This is a genomic window from Ramlibacter sp., from assembly GCA_019635435.1.
Classification (GTDB): Bacteria; Pseudomonadota; Gammaproteobacteria; order Burkholderiales; family Burkholderiaceae_C; genus JAHBZM01.
This window is the reverse complement of the sequence record JAHBZM010000001.1, coordinates 585,433-602,385: the sequence shown is the minus strand read 5'-3', so window position 1 is coordinate 602,385 and position 16,953 is coordinate 585,433. Positions and strand designations below refer to the sequence as shown.

15 protein-coding genes, 1 pseudogene and 1 riboswitch are annotated in these 16,953 nt (G+C 64.6%); of the genes and pseudogenes, 5 read left to right on the top strand and 11 right to left on the bottom strand.

Going from position 1 to position 16,953, the window contains the following annotated elements; genetic code table 11:
* Positions 1 to 41: 41 nt before the first annotated feature.
* The 3 genes from KF796_02890 to KF796_02880 all read right to left on the bottom strand — a co-directional run bounded on the left by KF796_02890 (position 42) and on the right by KF796_02880 (position 1,898).
* Positions 42 to 563, bottom strand: coding sequence for a hypothetical protein (locus tag KF796_02890; GenBank protein MBX3585565.1), 522 nt, complete (start codon positions 561 to 563; stop codon positions 42 to 44).
* Positions 564 to 747: 184 nt separating this feature from the next.
* Positions 748 to 1,365 (bottom strand): HAD-IA family hydrolase, encoded by a 618-nt coding sequence (locus KF796_02885; GenBank protein MBX3585564.1) that lies wholly within the window; start codon positions 1,363 to 1,365, stop codon positions 748 to 750.
* Positions 1,366 to 1,415: 50 nt separating this feature from the next.
* Positions 1,416 to 1,898, bottom strand: coding sequence for a GreA/GreB family elongation factor (locus KF796_02880; GenBank protein ID MBX3585563.1), 483 nt, complete (start codon positions 1,896 to 1,898; stop codon positions 1,416 to 1,418).
* A gap of 150 nt (positions 1,899 to 2,048) precedes the next feature.
* Between KF796_02880 and KF796_02875 the strand changes: the two genes are divergently transcribed.
* The gene (locus KF796_02875) at positions 2,049 to 2,726 is read left to right on the top strand and encodes a nitroreductase (protein MBX3585562.1); all 678 of its coding nucleotides are present in this window, start codon (positions 2,049 to 2,051) and stop codon (positions 2,724 to 2,726) included.
* A 42-nt stretch (positions 2,727 to 2,768) separates the two neighbouring features.
* On the opposite strand, the gene KF796_02870 is transcribed toward KF796_02875, so the two are convergent.
* Positions 2,769 to 3,284 carry a hypothetical protein gene (locus tag KF796_02870; protein MBX3585561.1) on the bottom strand — a complete coding sequence of 172 codons (516 nt, stop codon included), beginning with the start codon at positions 3,282 to 3,284 and terminating at the stop codon, positions 2,769 to 2,771.
* Between the two features lie 463 nt (positions 3,285 to 3,747).
* Positions 3,748 to 3,853, top strand: a riboswitch (TPP riboswitch).
* A gap of 72 nt (positions 3,854 to 3,925) precedes the next feature.
* Here KF796_02870 and KF796_02865 point away from each other — a divergent pair.
* Entirely contained in the window at positions 3,926 to 4,351 is a 426-nt protein-coding gene (locus tag KF796_02865; GenBank protein ID MBX3585560.1) for a thiamine-binding protein, read from the top strand.
* Between the two features lie 72 nt (positions 4,352 to 4,423).
* Here the strand turns inward: KF796_02865 and KF796_02860 are convergent, their stop codons facing one another.
* Both KF796_02860 and KF796_02855 read right to left on the bottom strand, forming a co-directional pair.
* Positions 4,424 to 4,768, bottom strand: coding sequence for a helix-turn-helix transcriptional regulator (locus tag KF796_02860; GenBank protein MBX3585559.1), 345 nt, complete (start codon positions 4,766 to 4,768; stop codon positions 4,424 to 4,426).
* Position 4,769: 1 nt separating this feature from the next.
* A complete protein-coding gene (locus KF796_02855; GenBank protein ID MBX3585558.1) occupies positions 4,770 to 5,456 on the bottom strand; it encodes a glutathione S-transferase family protein in 687 nt (228 codons plus the stop codon).
* Positions 5,457 to 5,708: 252 nt separating this feature from the next.
* On the opposite strand from KF796_02855, the gene KF796_02850 reads away from it, so the two are divergent.
* Complete coding sequence (locus KF796_02850) at positions 5,709 to 9,038, top strand: hypothetical protein (GenBank protein MBX3585557.1); 3,330 nt, start codon at positions 5,709 to 5,711, stop codon at positions 9,036 to 9,038.
* A gap of 29 nt (positions 9,039 to 9,067) precedes the next feature.
* On the opposite strand, the gene KF796_02845 is transcribed toward KF796_02850, so the two are convergent.
* From KF796_02845 to KF796_02830, 4 genes are all read right to left on the bottom strand, one after another.
* Positions 9,068 to 10,045, bottom strand: coding sequence for a tripartite tricarboxylate transporter substrate binding protein (locus KF796_02845; GenBank protein ID MBX3585556.1), 978 nt, complete (start codon positions 10,043 to 10,045; stop codon positions 9,068 to 9,070).
* 30 nt (positions 10,046 to 10,075) lie between these two features.
* On the bottom strand, positions 10,076 to 11,353 hold the full coding sequence (locus KF796_02840; protein ID MBX3585555.1) for a DUF1254 domain-containing protein: 1,278 nt from the start codon (positions 11,351 to 11,353) through the stop codon (positions 10,076 to 10,078).
* A gap of 4 nt (positions 11,354 to 11,357) precedes the next feature.
* Complete coding sequence (locus tag KF796_02835) at positions 11,358 to 12,569, bottom strand: CoA transferase (protein ID MBX3585554.1); 1,212 nt, start codon at positions 12,567 to 12,569, stop codon at positions 11,358 to 11,360.
* 122 nt (positions 12,570 to 12,691) lie between these two features.
* On the bottom strand, positions 12,692 to 13,843 hold the full coding sequence (locus KF796_02830) for an ABC transporter substrate-binding protein (GenBank protein ID MBX3585553.1): 1,152 nt from the start codon (positions 13,841 to 13,843) through the stop codon (positions 12,692 to 12,694).
* 204 nt (positions 13,844 to 14,047) lie between these two features.
* Between KF796_02830 and KF796_02825 the strand changes: the two genes are divergently transcribed.
* Positions 14,048 to 15,019, top strand: coding sequence for a LysR family transcriptional regulator (locus KF796_02825; GenBank protein ID MBX3585552.1), 972 nt, complete (start codon positions 14,048 to 14,050; stop codon positions 15,017 to 15,019).
* Positions 15,020 to 15,140: 121 nt separating this feature from the next.
* Here the strand turns inward: KF796_02825 and KF796_02820 are convergent, their stop codons facing one another.
* Positions 15,141 to 15,902, bottom strand: coding sequence for an SDR family oxidoreductase (locus KF796_02820; GenBank protein ID MBX3585551.1), 762 nt, complete (start codon positions 15,900 to 15,902; stop codon positions 15,141 to 15,143).
* Positions 15,903 to 15,994: 92 nt separating this feature from the next.
* Here KF796_02820 and KF796_02815 point away from each other — a divergent pair.
* Positions 15,995 to 16,910 (top strand): annotated as a pseudogene (locus KF796_02815) (AraC family transcriptional regulator).
* Positions 16,911 to 16,953: the final 43 nt, after the last annotated feature.

Here is a 16,953-nt window from a genome sequence, read left to right as displayed (position 1 = left end):
TGGCCCGCAGCAGACATGGCGCGCCTGAATCCGGCTTCGCCTCAGGCGGCTTCTTCCATGACCTGAAGCGGCTGCGTCGAGAGGAACTGGGCCGCGTTGGTGAGCGTCAGTCCGCGCTCCTGGGCGCATAGCCGCAGCAGTTCGCGGTACAGGAGAATGAGCGCCTGCGCCGCTTCGCTGAGTTGCGCAACCTCCCACTTTCGTGAGCCCATGTCCTGCATTCCTGGCGGTGCCAGCATCAGAACGTTGCCCCACCGCAGATCCGGCGGCCAGTGCCCGTGGCGCACGGCGCGGCAAGTCGGGGCGAGCTCATGGAGCCGCACCATCCAGCGCATGAAGTCATCGCGCAGCGCCTTGTCGGTCAGGCCGTCGGCCAGGGCCAGCAATTGCGCAAGGCGCTCCTCGGCAGTCGCTTGCGTCGGTGCACGACCCTCGGCGCGCGCAATGCCATCAAGGTAGAGCTGCACCGCCAGTTCGACACTGGAGGCCCCTATCAGAATCTCGCCCAGAAGCGCAGCCACGTTGCATGGCTGCGAACCCTCGAGGTCCTTCGGATAGGTCATGATGGCTGCGCCGTGGATTTGATGAATTGAATATAGACGCCCGTTGCCGCATGCCACAAGCGTCGTGCGGCAGTTGTTCCGTGAAGTCCGCACGGTTGCGCGCAGGAGTTACGCCGGGCGTTGAAGAGGTAGGGGTCAGATCGAGGCCGAGGCTGGCCCGGACGCTTCTGACTGGAAGCCGGGGTCACACCGGCAGATCAAAATTTCTGCAGAGTCGATCCGCCAGCGCGGCGACGTCATTGCGGAAGTGATCGAAGTGGATCGCATGCATGCCGCATGCAGCAGCGGCGGCAACGTTTTTCTCATCGTTGTCGATAAAGACAGTTTTGGCAGCCAGCACCCCCGCGGTCGCCAAGGCGCGGTCGAAAAGCTCACCGGACGCTTTCGAGCATCCGTGCGCAGCCGAGACGATGATTGGGTCGAACAATTCATCGAGCCGCTGCACAGCTATCAGGCGATGCATCCGGTCCAGCTTGTTGTCGGTGATGATTGCGACGCGACACGCCGCCTTCAGTCGCTCGGCAAGTTCGAACATCAAGCGATTCACGGGCGTGCTGTCAAAAGCATCGGTGAGGGCTTGCGGCGGCAAAGCTTTCCCGACGGCAGAACAAATTTCAGGCCACACATCCTCATGAGTCATTTGGCCCAGCGTCAGCGCGCGATTGTGGCGGGCGAACGCAGACTGCACCCGCTCCAGCGGTACCCCTGTGCGAGCACTTAGATAGCGGCATGTCGTCGCCGACCCTGTCGCGTCGGTGGTCAGGACACCGTCGTAGTCGAAGAAGACGCAGTCAATATCCACTCGCACATCCTAATGACGTCTGCTTCCGACTCACAGGAGTCGTTCACGGCTTAATGAACCCGCAGCACCTCGAACTGCTGCCGGGCTAGAGCGACCTGTATCGACACCTCATCGCCCTCGCATTTGCCCAGCATGGCCCTGCCCAAAGGGGCTTCGCTGCTGATGACCTGAACGAGCTGAGTGCCGCTGACCAACTTCATGCTGCCCCCGTCCGGGCCGAGAAAGAGGTGTTGCTGTTTGTCGTCGGGATCGACCAGGCAGATCAGCGCGCCGAGCTGAATGCCTTTGCTGACGTCGTAGGGAGGCGGGCGGAATTGGCGCCAATGGGCCAGCGCCTGACGGATGGCTTCGGCGCGCCGAACTTGGCCGGTGGCCAGGTAGGCGGCTTCGAGTCCCAACGTGTCGTATTTGTTTTCGGCGATGTTTTCTTCATGGGTCGCCGTTTCATGAGCAGCCCGCACTGCCTGTTCGGCTTGCAACAGGTCGTCGGCGAGCCGATTCAGCACCTGCTGTTGCAGCAAGAATTTATCCATGACGAAAGGGGGGCATGTCAACCAAGCGGGGGGCGGGCCTTGATTATGAAGGGCTCCACCAGCCGTCGGCCCTGCAGAGCGCAGGTGACAGGAGCGAACTGGACCGGCGGCTATGATCCCGGCTCCAATCAACGGGCATCACGGAGCACCATGGATTTCGACGACGTCATACTCGGCCGCCGCAGCATCCGTGGCTACAAGCCGGATCCGGTTCCACGTGCGCTGATCGAGGAAATCATCGGGCTCGCCATGCGTGCGCCGTCGTCGATGAACACACAACCCTGGAACTTCTATGTCGTCACGGGCGAGCCGCTAGCACGCATCCGCAAAGGCAACACGGAGCGGATGGCGGCCGGAGTGCCTCAATCGCGGGAATTCCGAACGGGTGAGCCTTTTGCGAACCAGCATCGTGAGCGGCAGATCGGTGTGGCCAAGCAACTGTTCGCTGCCATGGGGATCGCGCGGGAAGACCAGCGTATGCGCCAGGACTGGGTGATGCGCGGTTTTCGCCAGTTCGATGCGCCGGTCTGCATCATCGTCACCTACGACCGTGCGCTCGATGGGAGCGACGACACACCCTTTGATTGCGGTGCGGTGGCCACGGCGCTCGTCAACGCCGCTTGGTCGCGAGGCCTGGGCTGCGTGATCAACAGCCAGGGCATCATGCAGTCACCGGTGGTGCGAGAACACGCTGGCATTGCCGATGACCAGATCATCATGAAGAGCATCGCGCTCGGATGGCCCGACGAAAGCTTCCCCGCCAATGCGGTGGTTTCCGAACGCAAGAGCGTTGCGCAAGCGGCCGTCTTTGTCGGGTTCAACGGTTAGCGCGCGGCTGCTTCTGGCCGGAAGCAGCCCTCCAGCGTAGGGTCAGGCGGCATCGCCGTCGAGCGCCTCGGCGATGAAGGTGAGGTCGTCATGCTGGAGCGGCCCGTACTGGCGACCTTCTTCTGTCCAGAAGCGTGAGAAGTTGCCTTGTTCAACATATGGCAGCGCGTGCTCTACCAGTGCGGCGAGCAGGGCGCTCGGCGCGGCCTCGACCCCAAGCTTCTTTGCCAAGCTAGCTTCGGCGGCCATCGATAGTGGAGCGTCGGCGGTCGGCCGGAACTCGATGAGGTTGTGGCGAGGCCGGTACGGGAAATCCGTTTGATACGTCGCTAGGACCACGGCAGCCATGTCATCACACCATCGCGGATAGACGACGTAGCCGTGTACCGGCTGGCGGATGATCTCTCCCAGCAGCGACCTTATCGAGGTGGCACCATTCACCTCGATGTTGGCTCTCGTCGCGCGTGCGCCGACAAGGAATGGAATCGTCAGGCCATACCGCCCGCGTGCGAGCCAACCGCTGACCAATCTGTGCCAGTCGGGGAGGTTGGTGTTCATGCCGCCTAACCTAATTTAGACCGCACTGCGAAAAGCGTTATCCCGCAACCGCGGGATAACCTGGGACAGTGAACCGCAGCTAAGCGCCTGTTGCGGTTGGGATTTTGGCGACCCGGCGGCCAAGGCTGGTCCGATAACTGGCGACCTCAAACCCCGAAAAAGCCAAGCGTGTCCGGCTGCGGGATAACTCTGCGCGATAACCTGGCCATTCTGGTCTGTTGCTGTCATCGATCCTCCTCCATGCGGCTTGCAGGCTTGCAAAGCCGGCCATGTGCCGCCCCACAGTGCCCTGTCGCCTCAGGCGCCTCGCCAGCTCGATCAACTACGAGAGAGCGCGCGCACTGTTTGCACTATAGCCTCAACACCGCGATCCGCACCCACGCGAGCTGCTCCTTCTGCCCCGAGCAAACGCGCTTCGATACAATCGCGCCCGACACGCCTACGGCCCTTGGGCCGCAGACGCGTCATCCGCTGGGGGTGTTGGCGCTGCCGCAAGGCGCGCTGGCTGAGAGAGTCCCTTTGAACCTGATTGAGGTAATCCTCGCGCAGGGAAGCACGTTGCGGGGTCTGCCGACCTTCTTTCTCGCGCCGGCAAGGGATGCCCCGAATGTTCGCCGACCTGTCATCTGCATGAGTTGCACATGGCACATCCATTGTTTTCACGTTTTCGTTGTATCGGGCATTCGCTTGTTTCGCTGTCGCTTCTGGCTGGCGGGGCGGTCTGGGCGCAGCAGGCGCCTCCAGCCACCACCACCCAGGCTGCGGGCCGGCACATGATTGCCGAGATCCAGGTCATCCCGCGGCCGGCCGGCACGGCGGATGATCGCTACAAGCATGTTGACGCCGCCATCGCCGTCATCCAGGCCTCCGGCCTGCACTACGAGGTGCACGGCATGGGGACGGTCATCGAAGGCCCGCCCGAGCGGATCTGGCCGCTGCTGCAGGCCGTCCACCAGGCCACGCTCGACGCCGGCGCCGAGCGCACCTTGAGCATCATCAAGATCTCGGGCTCGGCCGGGCCCGGCGGGCCGCGCATCGACGAGCTGGTTCAGAAGTTCCGGAAGTGAGATAGGCCGGGGCGGCGCCGCAAAGGCGCGCTCGATCACGAAGCTGGTGTGGGTTTCGGGGGGTTGGCCACGTCAGCTCTTCCTGGTTTTCTTGCCGGCCAGGTACGCGTCCAGCCGGTCAAATTGCGCGTTGAGCCGAGTCTTGTGCGCGGCCACCCATTTCTCCATGGCGGCAAAGGCGCCCGGCGCCACGCGGTAGGTGCGCACCCGCCCGGCCTTGTCGGATTCGACCAGCCCGCCACTTTCCAGCACCGCAAGATGCTTGACCACGGACGACATTGCAATGCCCAGCGGCTGGCCCAGTTCGGTCACCGACGTGGGGCCCGCGCTCAACCGTTCCAGCATGTGTCTGCGGTTTGCGTCCGAGAGGGCAAAGAACATCCGGTCCAGTTGCGCGGGGTCGGGCATGCGGCTCATCTCAAGCCGCCGCTGGCTGCAGGAAGCGAGCCGCAATCGCCTCGCTGAAGGGGTAGAAGTGAAAGTACGGCCGCGCCTCGGCCAGCGTGCGCGCCACCGAGTCGCGCTGCAGCAGGCGCTCGAAGTAGGCCGCCAGGCGGCCGTGGCTGGCCGGGAACGGCAGCAGCGTCGCCGCATAAAACAGCGCGGGCGCGGCGGTGCAGTCGGCCATGCTGAAGTGTTCGCCCGCCGCCCAGGGCCGGTGGGCCAGGCGCTGCTCCAGCAGGCCATAAGCCATGGCCAGTGTCTCGCGTGCCCTGGCCACCGTGATGGCGTCGCGGTCGGCCTCGGCGCGCAGCCGGTCGGCCACGATGGCCTGCATGGGCACCATCACATACAGGTCGAGCAAGCGGTCCATCAGGCGGACTTCAAGCGCCGCCGGCGGGTCGGCGGGCAGCAACTGCTGGCCCGCGGGGGCGTGGTGCTGCGTCAGGTACTCGATGATGATGCTGGTTTCAGGCACCACCCGCTCGCCGTCCAGCAGCAGCGGCATCTTGCCGGTGGGCCAGAGCGCCAAGAAGTGGCTGCGCTGCTCTTCATTGCCCAGGTCAAGAAAACGCGGCTCAAACGGCGTCTTGAGCTCGTACAGGGCAATCAGCACCTTGTGGCATGACGAAGACAGCGGATGGAAGTAAAGACTCAAGGCCAAGGAGCACCCCAAATAGTTTCTTATTTGGCTAAGTGTACGCAATACTTTCCGTGTTGTCTAAGCATTTGCCCGAATGCATAATGCCCAAAAAACACTGCGCAGCAGATCGGCATTCACGACTGGGAGGACGTGAGGCGCGCGACCTGCCCCTTCTTCGCCTGATCGATCCAGCCCGGAACCACCGGCATGCCGCGAGGCAGGGCGGCCCGCCGGCATCTGGCCCATCCACAGCCAACCGCAAGGGAGCCTGAGATGAAGACACAAGCGCGCGTTGCCGCTTCAGCGCTGAACCGGGAGATCATCGACAACCGCGATGACCGGCTCAGCATCCATACCCATGACATCCGCCTGACCCAGGCGCACCTGCCGTACCAGCCCGCGGCCGGCAAACGGCTGCCGTCAGAGAAGCACTTTGCGGTGTACGCCGACCGGATCATTCTGGCCGGCATGCTGCAGAACCCGGGCCGCAACATCGAGCTGAACGCGCGCGAGATTGTTGTGGAAAAACCCGCCACGCTCGACGCCGCGGGCGCCTGGGCCGACAAGGACTTTGCCCCCGGCCAGGCACCCATCCAGCAAGACGCCAACCCGGGCGCGGCGGGCACCGACGGCGCCAACGGCACCGATGGCGGCCAGGGTGGCGCCATCGTCATCAATGCACTGCGCGTGGTGAACCAGGCCACCAGCGCCCAGGCGCTGTCGGCCACCACGGTGGCGGCCATTGGCGCCCAGGTCTTTGCCGGCCACCCGCCCAAGGTCAAGGACAGCCGCCCGCTGGCGCCGTTCGAGATCGGCCGAATGAGGATGTACGGCAACGACGAGATGTCGATCCTGCTCATGGATCCGCGCATCGAGGGCCTGGCCCGCATCACGATGGAATCGGCGCACCTTGAAGGCAGCGGGCCACAGGTGGGCATGCGCCTTGATGTGCCGGCACTGACCCTCACTGGCACGACGCAGTGGTCAGGCAGCCAGCGCCTGACGAGCAGCGTGTTCAGCTGCAAGATCGATGCAACGGCCACGTTGGGCGCCGACGGCAGGATCAGCGCGCTGCAGGCCGGGCTGACATTGCTGGCCGACCCGCCGATCCGCCTCTCCGTGCCCTTCGCCGATTCCGTCCTCCCAGCCGCCATGCTGGACAAGCTGCGTGACGAGATTGCCGCGCACCTGCGGGCCAGCACCATCGAGCCGCTGTTGACCGCGTTCGGCCGCGGCTTGCGCACCGCCACCCTGACCCTGCTGGCCGGTGGCGGGCAGGGCGGCCGCGGGCAGGACGGGCACCCCGGCCTACGCGGCGAGTCGGGCCCCGACGGCGCCAAGTCGTCCAAGGCAGCCGTCAGCGACGGCCACAATATCGGCTTCCCTCAGGAAGCGTTTGGCAAGAACGGCCTGCAGGGCGGCCGTGCGGGTTCACCGGGGCTGTCTGGCAACGGTGGCCAGGGCGGGCAGGTCGTGCTCAACGTCATGGAGCCCGTCACGCTGACCCTGGTCTATGGCGTGGATGGCGGAGGCGGCGGCGCCCTGGCCGTCCCTGGCGGGCGCGGTCCGGGCGGCCACGGCGGCAAAGGCGCCCTCTGCAGTGTTTATGACCGCAAGACCGGGCGCCCGCTGGACGACATGCATGCGCCCAATGGCCGGGACGGTCCGCTGGGTCCCGAGGCCACGGGCCATGGCCGCAAGGGCCAGCCCGGTGCGGCCGGGGCGCCGCTGCAGATCAACGGGAAGCCGTTTGCCGCCGGCAGCGTGCCTGCGCTGACTTTCACCCCACTGGCGCAAGCCATGAGCCTGAGCCAGCTGCTGATCACCCAGAACGCGACGGACCTGGACTTTCTCAACGCCAGGAACGAGGCCGACCTGAACGCGGTGGCCGACGGCTATGCCTGGCTCATCCACATCAACCAGCCGTTCACCGACACCAAGGCCGTGATCGACGCCGCGCGCGTGCCATTGCTTGAACAGAAGGTGCGCGTGGGCATCCACAACAGCGCCATCGTGTCGTTGATGCGGCTGCAGCAGGGTCTGGACTACTACGGCCACAGCTACAACTGGGCGCCCATCCTGAACCTGAACAACCTGGTCACCCGCACGGGGCAGATCATCCAGCTGGGCAAGGTGGTGGAGGACCAGTACAACCGCTACCTCGACAAGGGCAGCACCGACAAGCAGCGCATGCAGGCGTTTCGCAATGCCAAGCAGGAGATCGACCGCAAGCTGGGCGACTTTCTGGCCGAGATCGACAAGCTCAGGCCGCAGATCGACAACTTCCAGACCGAGGTGGACGAGTATTCAGAAGACCTGCGCCGCCAGCGCACCCTGCTGCTCGAAGGGCAGCTCAAGTTCACGGACGAGTTGGTCAAGTATTTGCAGGAGAAGAACGGCTCGGGGTTTGACGACTTCCTGGACATGCTGGGCACGGTGATCGGCTGCGTGGGCGGCGTGGTGGGTGGGGCCGGCGGCGTCAAGACCGCGATCGATGCCGTGAAGAAGGCCGAGGAGTTCAGCAAGAAGGTCAAGGGCGTGGTCGAGATCTTCAAGAAGGCCAAGGCCACCATCGACAGCATCAGCAAGGCCTATTCCACAGTCAAGAAGTACATCGACAAGAACAACCCCAACGCGGCCAAGATTCTGGTGGACGCGGACGAGTTCAACGCCATGCTCAAGGAATACCTGGGCAAGTTTGACGCCGCCGGCGAGCTGCGCCTGGCCATGGACTACTACCTTGAGCTGGCGCAGGCGCGCAACATGGCCGCCTACAACTACAGCACCCTGGTGGCCCAGCTGCTGAGCGTGCAGGCCCAGCACGACCAGCTGTACGACAGCATCCAGCACATCAATGCCGAGATTGCCGCGAACCAGGACAACGTGCTGCCCGTGTACACCGCCTACCTCAAGGACGCGTATGAAGACGTGCAGCGCACCCTGCTGCGCAACATCTACCAGGAGAACCGCGCCTACCGCTACTGGGCCCTGAGGGACCGGCAGCTGGAGACCAACGACCTGAACATTGCCACGCAGGCCGCAGCGCATGAGCGGCTGGTGGCCGACATTGAAAGCTTCCGCGAGAACACCGAGGCCTTCTCGGACTTCAAGCAGAAGCTCACGGTGAACGCCGAGCGCTACCCCAACGAGTTTGCGGCCATGCTCAAGTCAAAGTCGCTGAACTTCACGCTGGATATCCGCGGCGAGCCGGATTTCCGCAACATGCGCTACATCATTGCGCGCTCATTCAAGATCGAGTTCCCCGACATTGCGGGCGACAGCAATGTGCTGTTTCTCAACCTCATCCACAGCGGCCAGGCCATCCTGAACAGCGACACCAACCTGGCCAAGCCTGGCGCGCTGCACTCCTTCAGCCACCGCCCCCGCACCCGCCTTTACAAGATCGACTACCGCGACCGCGACAACACCGCCGGCGGCAACCTCGGCGAGGGCGACCAGGGTTACATCGGCCTGAGCCCGTTCGCGCAGTGGCGCATCGACTTTGACCTGGAAGGCAACGACTGGCTGGACCTGAAGGCCATCAAGACGGTGTTGCTGACCTTTGAAGGAAGGACACTGGGGCCGGGGCGGAAGCTGGTGTGAGGGCGATCGCCCCGGCGATCGATGCCCCGTTACTCCGCCGTGATGTTGGCGGCCTTGATCACCTGTGCCCACTTGCGGGTCTCGCTCTTGATGAAGGCACTGAAATCTGCGGCCGAACCGCCGCGCAACTGCAGACCCACCGCATCGGCCTTCTTGCGCACCTCCGGGTCGGCAATGGCGGCGTTGGTCTCGGTGTTCAGCCGCTTGATGATGTCGGCGGGCGTTCCGGCGGGCGCCATCAACCCGTACCAGCCATACCCGACGACGCTGGAATAGCCCTGCTCCCGGATGGTCAGGGCCTTGGGATAAAGCGGCGTCCGCTCCTCGGTGGCAACCGCGAGCACCCGCAGCTTGTTCGCTTCGATGTGGGGGATGGCGGTGGAAATGGCCGTCAGTGTTGCGTCAATGCGGCCAGCCAGAAGCTCGACGTAGGCTGGCGCATCGCCACGGAACTGGACCACGACGCCCTTGGTCTTTGTTGCCCGCAGCAGCATTTCTGCGGTGAGGTGAGGCGCCGAGCCCACCCCCGGTGAGCCAAACGTCAGGCCGTCGGGCTTGCTCTTGCCGTACTTGATGAACTCGGCAAGTGTCTTGTACGGCGCGTCTGCGTTGACGATGAGGAACAGCGGCGCAATGGCCGTGCTCACGATCGGCGCAAAGTCCTTGTTGACGTCGTACGGAAGCTTGGCATAAAGCGCCTCCCCGATCGCAATCGGCGCTGCCGCATGCAGGATGGTGTACCCGTCCGGGGGAGCGTGAGTAAGGAACTCGTTCGCTATCCGTGTTCCGGCCCCCGCCTTGTTGTCAACGACGATGCTTTGCCCGAGTTTGCCCGACAGGTAGTCACCCAGCAGGCGCGTGAGGATGTCGTTGGAGCCGCCCGCGCCATAGGGTGACACCAGGCGGATCGGCCGTGAAGGCCACGCCTGCGCGAAGGACGGAAGCCCCAGCGTGGATGCGAGTGCGGTGGCGGATGCACCGAGAAGGCGTCTGCGATTCAAAGTCATGATTGTCTCCTGTGGTTGCCTGGGGTTCTGTTAAACGCGCCGCAGCGGCGGGTAGGCGTAGCGGTTATCGAGGTGGTCGGCTTCCGGCTGGTACAGCCGCAAGACGACGTAGAACAGTTCGTCCGGCGGCGCCGGCAACCAGTTGACGCCGGGCCCGGGGTCCGTGGCCTGAAGGCGGATCGCAAGACTGCCATCGGCATCGTGCTGCAGCCCGGGCGTGCGGTCGCCAATGGAGTAGCGGTTGATGGGGTTGGCCACGAAAAGGCAGTCACTGCGGCGGTACATGGTGAGCGACCAGAATGCACCGACCCTGGGGCCGGCGCCGGCCGGAAAGCGCAACTCATAAGCGTTGGCCGCGTGCAGGGGATCGCCCGCAACGTCCACCTCCGCGGTCGGGTACATCGCCTCTTCAATGCCGAGCGCGCCGATGAAGTTTCGCGCCACCCTGGCCCGCTTCAGGTAGTCAGCCCCCCAGCTCGTGCGAACCGCCAGGGGCAACGCCCATCCGCCGCCAAGGTCATGCGGCTGTTCACGCTCGCGCAGGCCGCTGAACACCGGTGGCAACGCGGCCGCAACTTCTTCAGCCGGGAAAGGCCACTGCAGCGACTCGCCAGCGGGCGCCGGATTGCGCGACAGCGCCTGATTGACAACCGACAGGTAGCGCCCGGCAGCGGGCAGGCCCACGTCGCGCCCGTCCATGCGCGCATCCACCCGCATGGCCGCATCGCTGCCATCCAGCCGCGAGATTTTCATCTGCGACTGCAGCTGGCGCACCAGGTCCCCATCGGCTTCGTCATCTTCAACCAGGAGCCGGCCAATGATCCACACATCCACGCCCGGCGCCGCAATCACCTGGCTGACGCCAGCAGGAACCGCGCCTTGCCAGTCTGGCCCATGGATGAGAGTGCGCTGCCGGCGGTTGCCGGTGACCCTTTGGCCGATGTAGGCGAACGGATTGGTCCATGCATCAAGCAGGCCAAGCGTCCAGTAGCGATCACCCATGTCGGGCGTGTCAATCAGGACCGGACCCCCTGACAGGTCAAGCCAGACATTGCTGTAGGCGGTGTCGTTGTTCGGGCTGACGACTTCCCGATCGTCCGGGCCGAGCCGGCGGTGGCGATGCGTGAACTGGTTCACCCAGCGCCAGGACGACTCGCGGTCGCCGGACGCGAAGCCCTGAACAGGGTGCCGCCTCGAAGTGGTTGCCGCGCGCATGCGCATCATCTCGAAAAGCGGCAACGTCTGGATGACGGCGCCGTGGACAGCGCTTGCGGCTTGCGGAGGCTGAAGAATTGACGTATTGCTCATGTCTTCAGGCCACCGTGCCTTCACGCCGGAGATCACGGATCTCGTCTTCGCCATAACCCGCCTCGGCAAGCACGGCATCCGTATCTTCGCCACACAGTGGTGCGGCGGGTGGCGTGGCGCGTGGCGCGTTGCCCAGCCGGTAAGGCAGCCCCAGCGCACGGTAATGGGTCCCGTCGGCTGCCTGCGCTTCGACCAGGATGTCGCTCTCGCAAATATCGGGGCTTTCGAGCACCTGCCTGTAGGTTCGGACCGCTCCCGCCACGATCTGCCGCTGCCCCAGCAGCGTCACGCATTCCTCACTGCTCATTCCGGAGAAACACTCGCGCAACACCGCCTTGAGTGCGGCGCGGTTCTCGACCCGGCGCGCATTGGTACAGAAGCGCGCATCCGCAACCAGCTCTTCCCGCCCCATCACGCGGCACAGGCGCTCCCAATGATCGTCGGCATAGGCGGACAGCACGATGTGACCATCGCGGGTGGCAATGACCTCCGCCGCCGGCGCGTTGTTTGGCTGACCGTCTCCCATGCGCGTGGGCTCCGGCGCGCCGCCCAGGTATTCGCACCAGGTGGCGGCTTGCAGATGCATGGCCACTTCGAGCAGCGACGTCTCCAGAAACTCGCCCACGCCGGTCTTTTCACGGCCATACAGCGCGGCGAGCACGGCCTGGGCGCCGAGTTGCGCCGCAGCCGCATCAATGATCGGCACGCCCACCTTCTGGGGCGGGCGGTCGGGCTCGCCGGTCACCGACATCAAGCCGCTTTCCGCCTGGGCGGCAATGTCGTAACCGGGTCGGTCGCGTGAGGGGCCTAGGCTTCCAAAGCCGGCAATGGAGAGATAGATCAACCGGGGGAACCGCTCGCGAACGATGCCGGGGCCAAGGCCCAGCTTGTCGACCACGCCCGGGCGCAAGTTCTGTATGAGGACATCACTGCGGGCGATCAGACGCCACGCGACCTGCTGCCCGGCCTCACTCTTGAGATCCAGGGCGATGGACTGCTTGCCGCGGTTGTAGGCGCGGATCATGGATTCACCGTACCGGCCAATGTGGCGGGCCTGGTCACCCGCGATCGGCTCGACCTTGATCACGCTGGCACCGAGGTCCGCCAGCGCCATGGCCGCGCCCGGGCCCGCGATGTACTGGCCGAAGTCGAGCACGCGAACCCCTTTGAGCGGCAAGGCCGGCGGTCGCGCTTCGGGGGCTTTGGGTGTGTTCATGGAGGCTGATGCTAGCCCCCGGGGCCATTCATGAAAAATCAAATATCCTGATTCATTGATCACGTTCCGTGATCGCCTGGATGCACGTCACCAGAAGCGGCGTGGACGTCGCAAAGGGGAACCTAGCTGCGCAGGTTTCCATCGGGCGAGTAGACGCCCAGCGTCACCAGCTTCATGCCCACGTAGGGCGCGCGGCTTGGAAAGCTCACGCTCAACTCGTCCATGCGGAAGTTCCTGGTGCTGGCCAGCGCGTCGCGGAGCTTTTCACGCGTCGGGTCCCGCCCCGCCCGGCGAAGCGCCTGACAAAGGACCTGCGTGTTCCACCAGCTCTCAAGAGCGGAACTGGCCTGGCTGTCCTGCTTGGCCGCTTGCATGGACGCCCAGAATCGCCGCACGATGGCGAACTGGGTGGCCCTGAAAGGCGGGAACACCAGCGTCGACGCCAGGCCCGTGGTGTTCTTGCCCAACCGCTTCCCGTCATTGAAAGTCAGTGACAGCCCGACCAGCGGCAACCCGGCTGCCTGCTGGCGGACCGCCAGCACGAAGTCGGTGGTCGCCCCCCCCGTGGTGGCCAGAATCACCGCGCCCGCCTTGCTCTTCAGAACCTGATTCGCGCACTCCTGTGCATTCTTGCCGTCGCGCGCCAGCGCGATCTCGGCGACGGCACGTGTGCTGGCCTTGGCAAATGCCGTCTTCGTGTAGCCCAGGATTTCCTTGCCAAAGGCATTGTCGAGATAGACCACCGCCAGATCGTGCATGCCCATGAACGCGAGCTGGTTCACCATGTATTCCACCTCGTTGTAATAACTCGGGCGGATGTGAAAGGTAAAGCGCTGCTCTGCATTGCGCAGCGAATCTGCTCCCGTGATGGGGCCCACCAATGGCATGCCTGCGCGCTCGACCAGCGGATTGATGGCCTGGTTGGCACCGGTGCCCACAATGGACACCAGCGCGAACGCGGTGCCGTCTTCAATCATGGGCGTCAGATTTTCGACCGAACGCTTGGGGTCGTAGCCATCGTCCTTGTAAAGAAAGCGGACCTGCCGGCCATTGATGCCCCCGGCGCTGTTGATCTCATGAAGCGCCGCCTGGATCCCCGCAACGTGTCCGGCTCCTCCGGCAGCGGTGGCGCCGCTGAGCCCCAGCGAAGAGCCTATCGTGACGGTGTCCGATGTCAGCCCCTTTGCCATGGCGCCTGCCGAAGAGAGCCACACGGGCACGCCAACCGCGGCTGTTCTTGCGATCGTCTTGAGAGCCTGTCGACGTGCATTCATGCGATAACCTCAAAGAATGAAACCTGCGGGTGCAGTACCTCCGTGTGCCACACGCTCCCTGCTTGTGGCTCAGGGTGGCCGGATAATAGGTTTCAACCATCGCGCATGAATACTCAATAATTCCGATCCCATGATTACTCGCAGTGATTGCCTCCAGCTGTTTTGCATGGCGCCACTTCACAGCAAAAGTCTGAGAGACATGGCATGAGCGGCAACGTTGACTACATGTTGCGAAGGCTTCGGCTAAGGCACATTGAATTGCTGGTGGCACTGGCCGAAACGCACACCACGCGCGGCGCCGCCGACCGGCTGCACCTGAGCCAACCCGCGATCAGCAAGATGCTCAATGAAGTGGAAGAAGCCCTGGGAACGCGGCTCTTTGAGCGCAGCCATCAGGGCGTGCAGGCCAACGCGTTCGGCGTGTCCGCGGTCCACCGGGCGCGCGTGATCCTGAGCGAACTGTCCCGGGCGCAGGACGAGATTGACGCACTGCGCGCCGGCGCCACCGCGGTGTTGCGGGTGGGAGCCCCTTCGGTGACCGCCATCGTTCCGGCGGCCGTCGTCCAGCTGCGCGCGCGCATGCCGGCAGCGGCCGTGCAGATCGTCGAGGGACGCGTGAGCGAACTGATCCAGCGCCTGCTCGACGGGGAGCTGGACTGCGTGTTTGGTGCCGTCACGCCGCAGCTTCTTTCAAGCGGCCTCTTGCCGCTGCTGCAGTCCGAGCTTCTGCTTGAAGACGAGCTTTGCGTGCTGGCCGAAGCCTCCAACGCGAATGTGCGCCGCCGCGGGTTGCGCTGGGGCGATTTGCGCGCCTCGCAATGGGTCGCCCCGCCCAAGGAAACCCTGGTGCGGGAGGCGTTCATGACCGCCTTTCTCAACGACGGCGTGGACCCGCCCGAGCCTGTGATCGAAGTGGTCTCTTCCGTCACCTTCAGCCAGCTGCTTCGCCTGGACCCGTCGCTCCTGTGCGCCGTCCGCTTCGAACACGCCCGCGACGAGGTCGCGCGAGGCAATGTCCGCCGCGTGCCTGTTTCACCCAGGATTCCGTTGCCGTCGCTGGGGCTTTTCACACGGCGTGGAACCATCGAACAACCCGCCGTGCTCCAGGAGTTCGGGCGCGCCATCCGAAAGATCGCTGCTAGCTCTGGCCCCAAGGCTTCAGCGCGGGGCGGTTGAAAGTTGTTTGCCGCGCACTTTCGGATGGATCGGTAGTCGCACTGCCGCAGCACATGGTCGCTTTCGGCCAGAAGCAGCCATCCATCCTCGTTGCTGATCTCTGCGCACACCATTAACGTAGCTACTGCCGAGACTCGGCCGATTCCGCCGCCCATTGGATGGCGTCCGCACCCGCCGGGATCTGAAGCGGGGCCGAGGGATCCGTTGCCGCGCGCCAGACGGCCTCCACGACGTCCGATGCCCGTGTACCGGGCCCCGCCATCGCTTGCATGCGGGAGATGGCGGTGCGCATGAAGTCGCCGTAGACCGGGTCATCAAGGCCCTGCAGTCGCGTCGCGGCGTTCGCCCTGAACTGCGTTTCGCCTGACGACCCAGGCAGGACAAGGTGTACGCGAATGTTGAAGGGAGCCACCTCGACGGCAAGCGATTCGGTCAGGGCGTTCACGGCGGCTTTTGCCGCGCGGTACATGCCGACGAGCGGCAACGGCTTATAGGTGACGCTGGAGGTTACGTTCACGATGACGCCTGCGTCGCGCTGCCGCATGCCAGGCAAAACTGCCTGCGTGACGGCGATCGTGCCGAAAGTGTTGGTTCCGAAAAGCGCGTGGACGGTCTCAGCAGAAGTGAGCTCAAAGGGCGCAGGTGCGCCGAAGCCAGCGTTGTTCACCAGCACGTCGATGGGCCCGGCGGCGGCCACAACTGAAGCAATGCTCACGCGGTCAGTCACATCCAGGCGAAGAACGCGCAGGTGCGGCCCTGGCGGTAGCACGTCGTCGCGGGGAGTGCGCATCGTCGCGACGACGTTCCAGTCGCGCTCCAGGAAATGGCGGGCAGTCGCCAGGCCGAAGCCAGATGAGCAGCCGGTAATCAGGACGGTTTTCATGTGTGTTCCTTGTGGTGAAGGCTTGAGGCTAAGGGCGCGCCTTCGGACTGGCTACACTGGAACGTCCGTATCTCTTTAGCGAACGTCCAAGGATGGTCGATCCTCTTGCCGAGGTGGTGGCTCTGCTCCGCCCCACTGCCCGCTTCTCGAAGCACGTCTCCGGCGCTGGCTCATGGCGCATCCGGCGCTCCGATGCAGGGCAGCCCTTTTTATTGCGCGGTCCTAGAAGGCCGCTGCAGCATCGCGCTGGACGACCAGCCGGCCGTGCTACTGCGGGCCGGCGACTTCGTGTTGGTTCCCGCCGCGCACACGGTAGGCATGGCCAGTGCCGATGCGCCTCCGGACCATATCCTGTCGACACCTGTGGCACTCGGTGAGGGGAGATTCCGCATTGGCGCGCCAGACGGCCGGCCAGATCTGCACATCCTGGCCGGACATTGCACCTTCCAGTCGCCCGACGCCCACCTTCTCGTTTCGCTGCTGCCTCTCCTGATCCACGTGCGCGACGTGCCGCGCCTCGCCACGCTGGTGCAGTTGCTGAGCGACGAGTCGCGTGAGCGCCGGCCCGCGCGCGACATCATGCTGGAGCGCCTCCTCGAGGTGCTGCTGATTGAAGTCCTGCGGTCGCCGGGCGAGCAGGCTACAGTCTCGCCAGGGCTGGCGCATGGCCTGGCTGATCCGCGACTGTCGGTTGCGATTCGCGCCCTTCATGCGGACCCGACACGGCCCTGGACCGCAGCGGCCATGGCCAAGAAAGCGGCGCTCTCCCGGTCGACGTTCTTCGCGCGCTTCCAAAGCAAGGTAGGCATGCCGCCGATGGAATACCTGCTGGCGTGGAGGATGGCCCTCGCAAAGGACCTCCTTCGGCGCCGCGAGGGCGCCATCTCGGAGATCGCCGCGCGTGTGGGCTACGGTTCGGCCAGCACTTTCAGCGTGGCGTTCACCCGGCACGTCGGGCGGTCGCCGACGCAGTTTGCGCGTGAGAACGCGGGTGCCTTCCCAGCGTGAGAGGCCCTGCGATGCTGGAGGTGACGATGGTGTGAGTTGGAGG

Excerpts from the sequence above, each read along its gene's own strand:
- KF796_02880 (MBX3585563.1), bottom strand. The coding sequence starts at position 1,898 with ATGGATAAATTCTTGCTGCAACAGCAGGTGCTGAATCGGCTCGCCGAC.
- KF796_02845 (MBX3585556.1), bottom strand. The coding sequence starts at position 10,045 with ATGACTTTGAATCGCAGACGCCTTCTCGGTGCATCCGCCACCGCACTC.
- KF796_02830 (MBX3585553.1), bottom strand. The coding sequence starts at position 13,843 with ATGAATGCACGTCGACAGGCTCTCAAGACGATCGCAAGAACAGCCGCG.
- KF796_02860 (MBX3585559.1), bottom strand. The coding sequence starts at position 4,768 with ATGAGCCGCATGCCCGACCCCGCGCAACTGGACCGGATGTTCTTTGCC.
- KF796_02870 (MBX3585561.1), bottom strand. The coding sequence starts at position 3,284 with ATGAACACCAACCTCCCCGACTGGCACAGATTGGTCAGCGGTTGGCTC.
- KF796_02850 (MBX3585557.1), top strand. The coding sequence starts at position 5,709 with ATGAAGACACAAGCGCGCGTTGCCGCTTCAGCGCTGAACCGGGAGATC.
- KF796_02865 (MBX3585560.1), top strand. The coding sequence starts at position 3,926 with ATGGCACATCCATTGTTTTCACGTTTTCGTTGTATCGGGCATTCGCTT.
- KF796_02840 (MBX3585555.1), bottom strand. The coding sequence starts at position 11,353 with ATGAGCAATACGTCAATTCTTCAGCCTCCGCAAGCCGCAAGCGCTGTC.
- KF796_02890 (MBX3585565.1), bottom strand. The coding sequence starts at position 563 with ATGACCTATCCGAAGGACCTCGAGGGTTCGCAGCCATGCAACGTGGCT.
- KF796_02835 (MBX3585554.1), bottom strand. The coding sequence starts at position 12,569 with ATGAACACACCCAAAGCCCCCGAAGCGCGACCGCCGGCCTTGCCGCTC.
- KF796_02820 (MBX3585551.1), bottom strand. The coding sequence starts at position 15,902 with ATGAAAACCGTCCTGATTACCGGCTGCTCATCTGGCTTCGGCCTGGCG.
- KF796_02825 (MBX3585552.1), top strand. The coding sequence starts at position 14,048 with ATGAGCGGCAACGTTGACTACATGTTGCGAAGGCTTCGGCTAAGGCAC.
- KF796_02875 (MBX3585562.1), top strand. The coding sequence starts at position 2,049 with ATGGATTTCGACGACGTCATACTCGGCCGCCGCAGCATCCGTGGCTAC.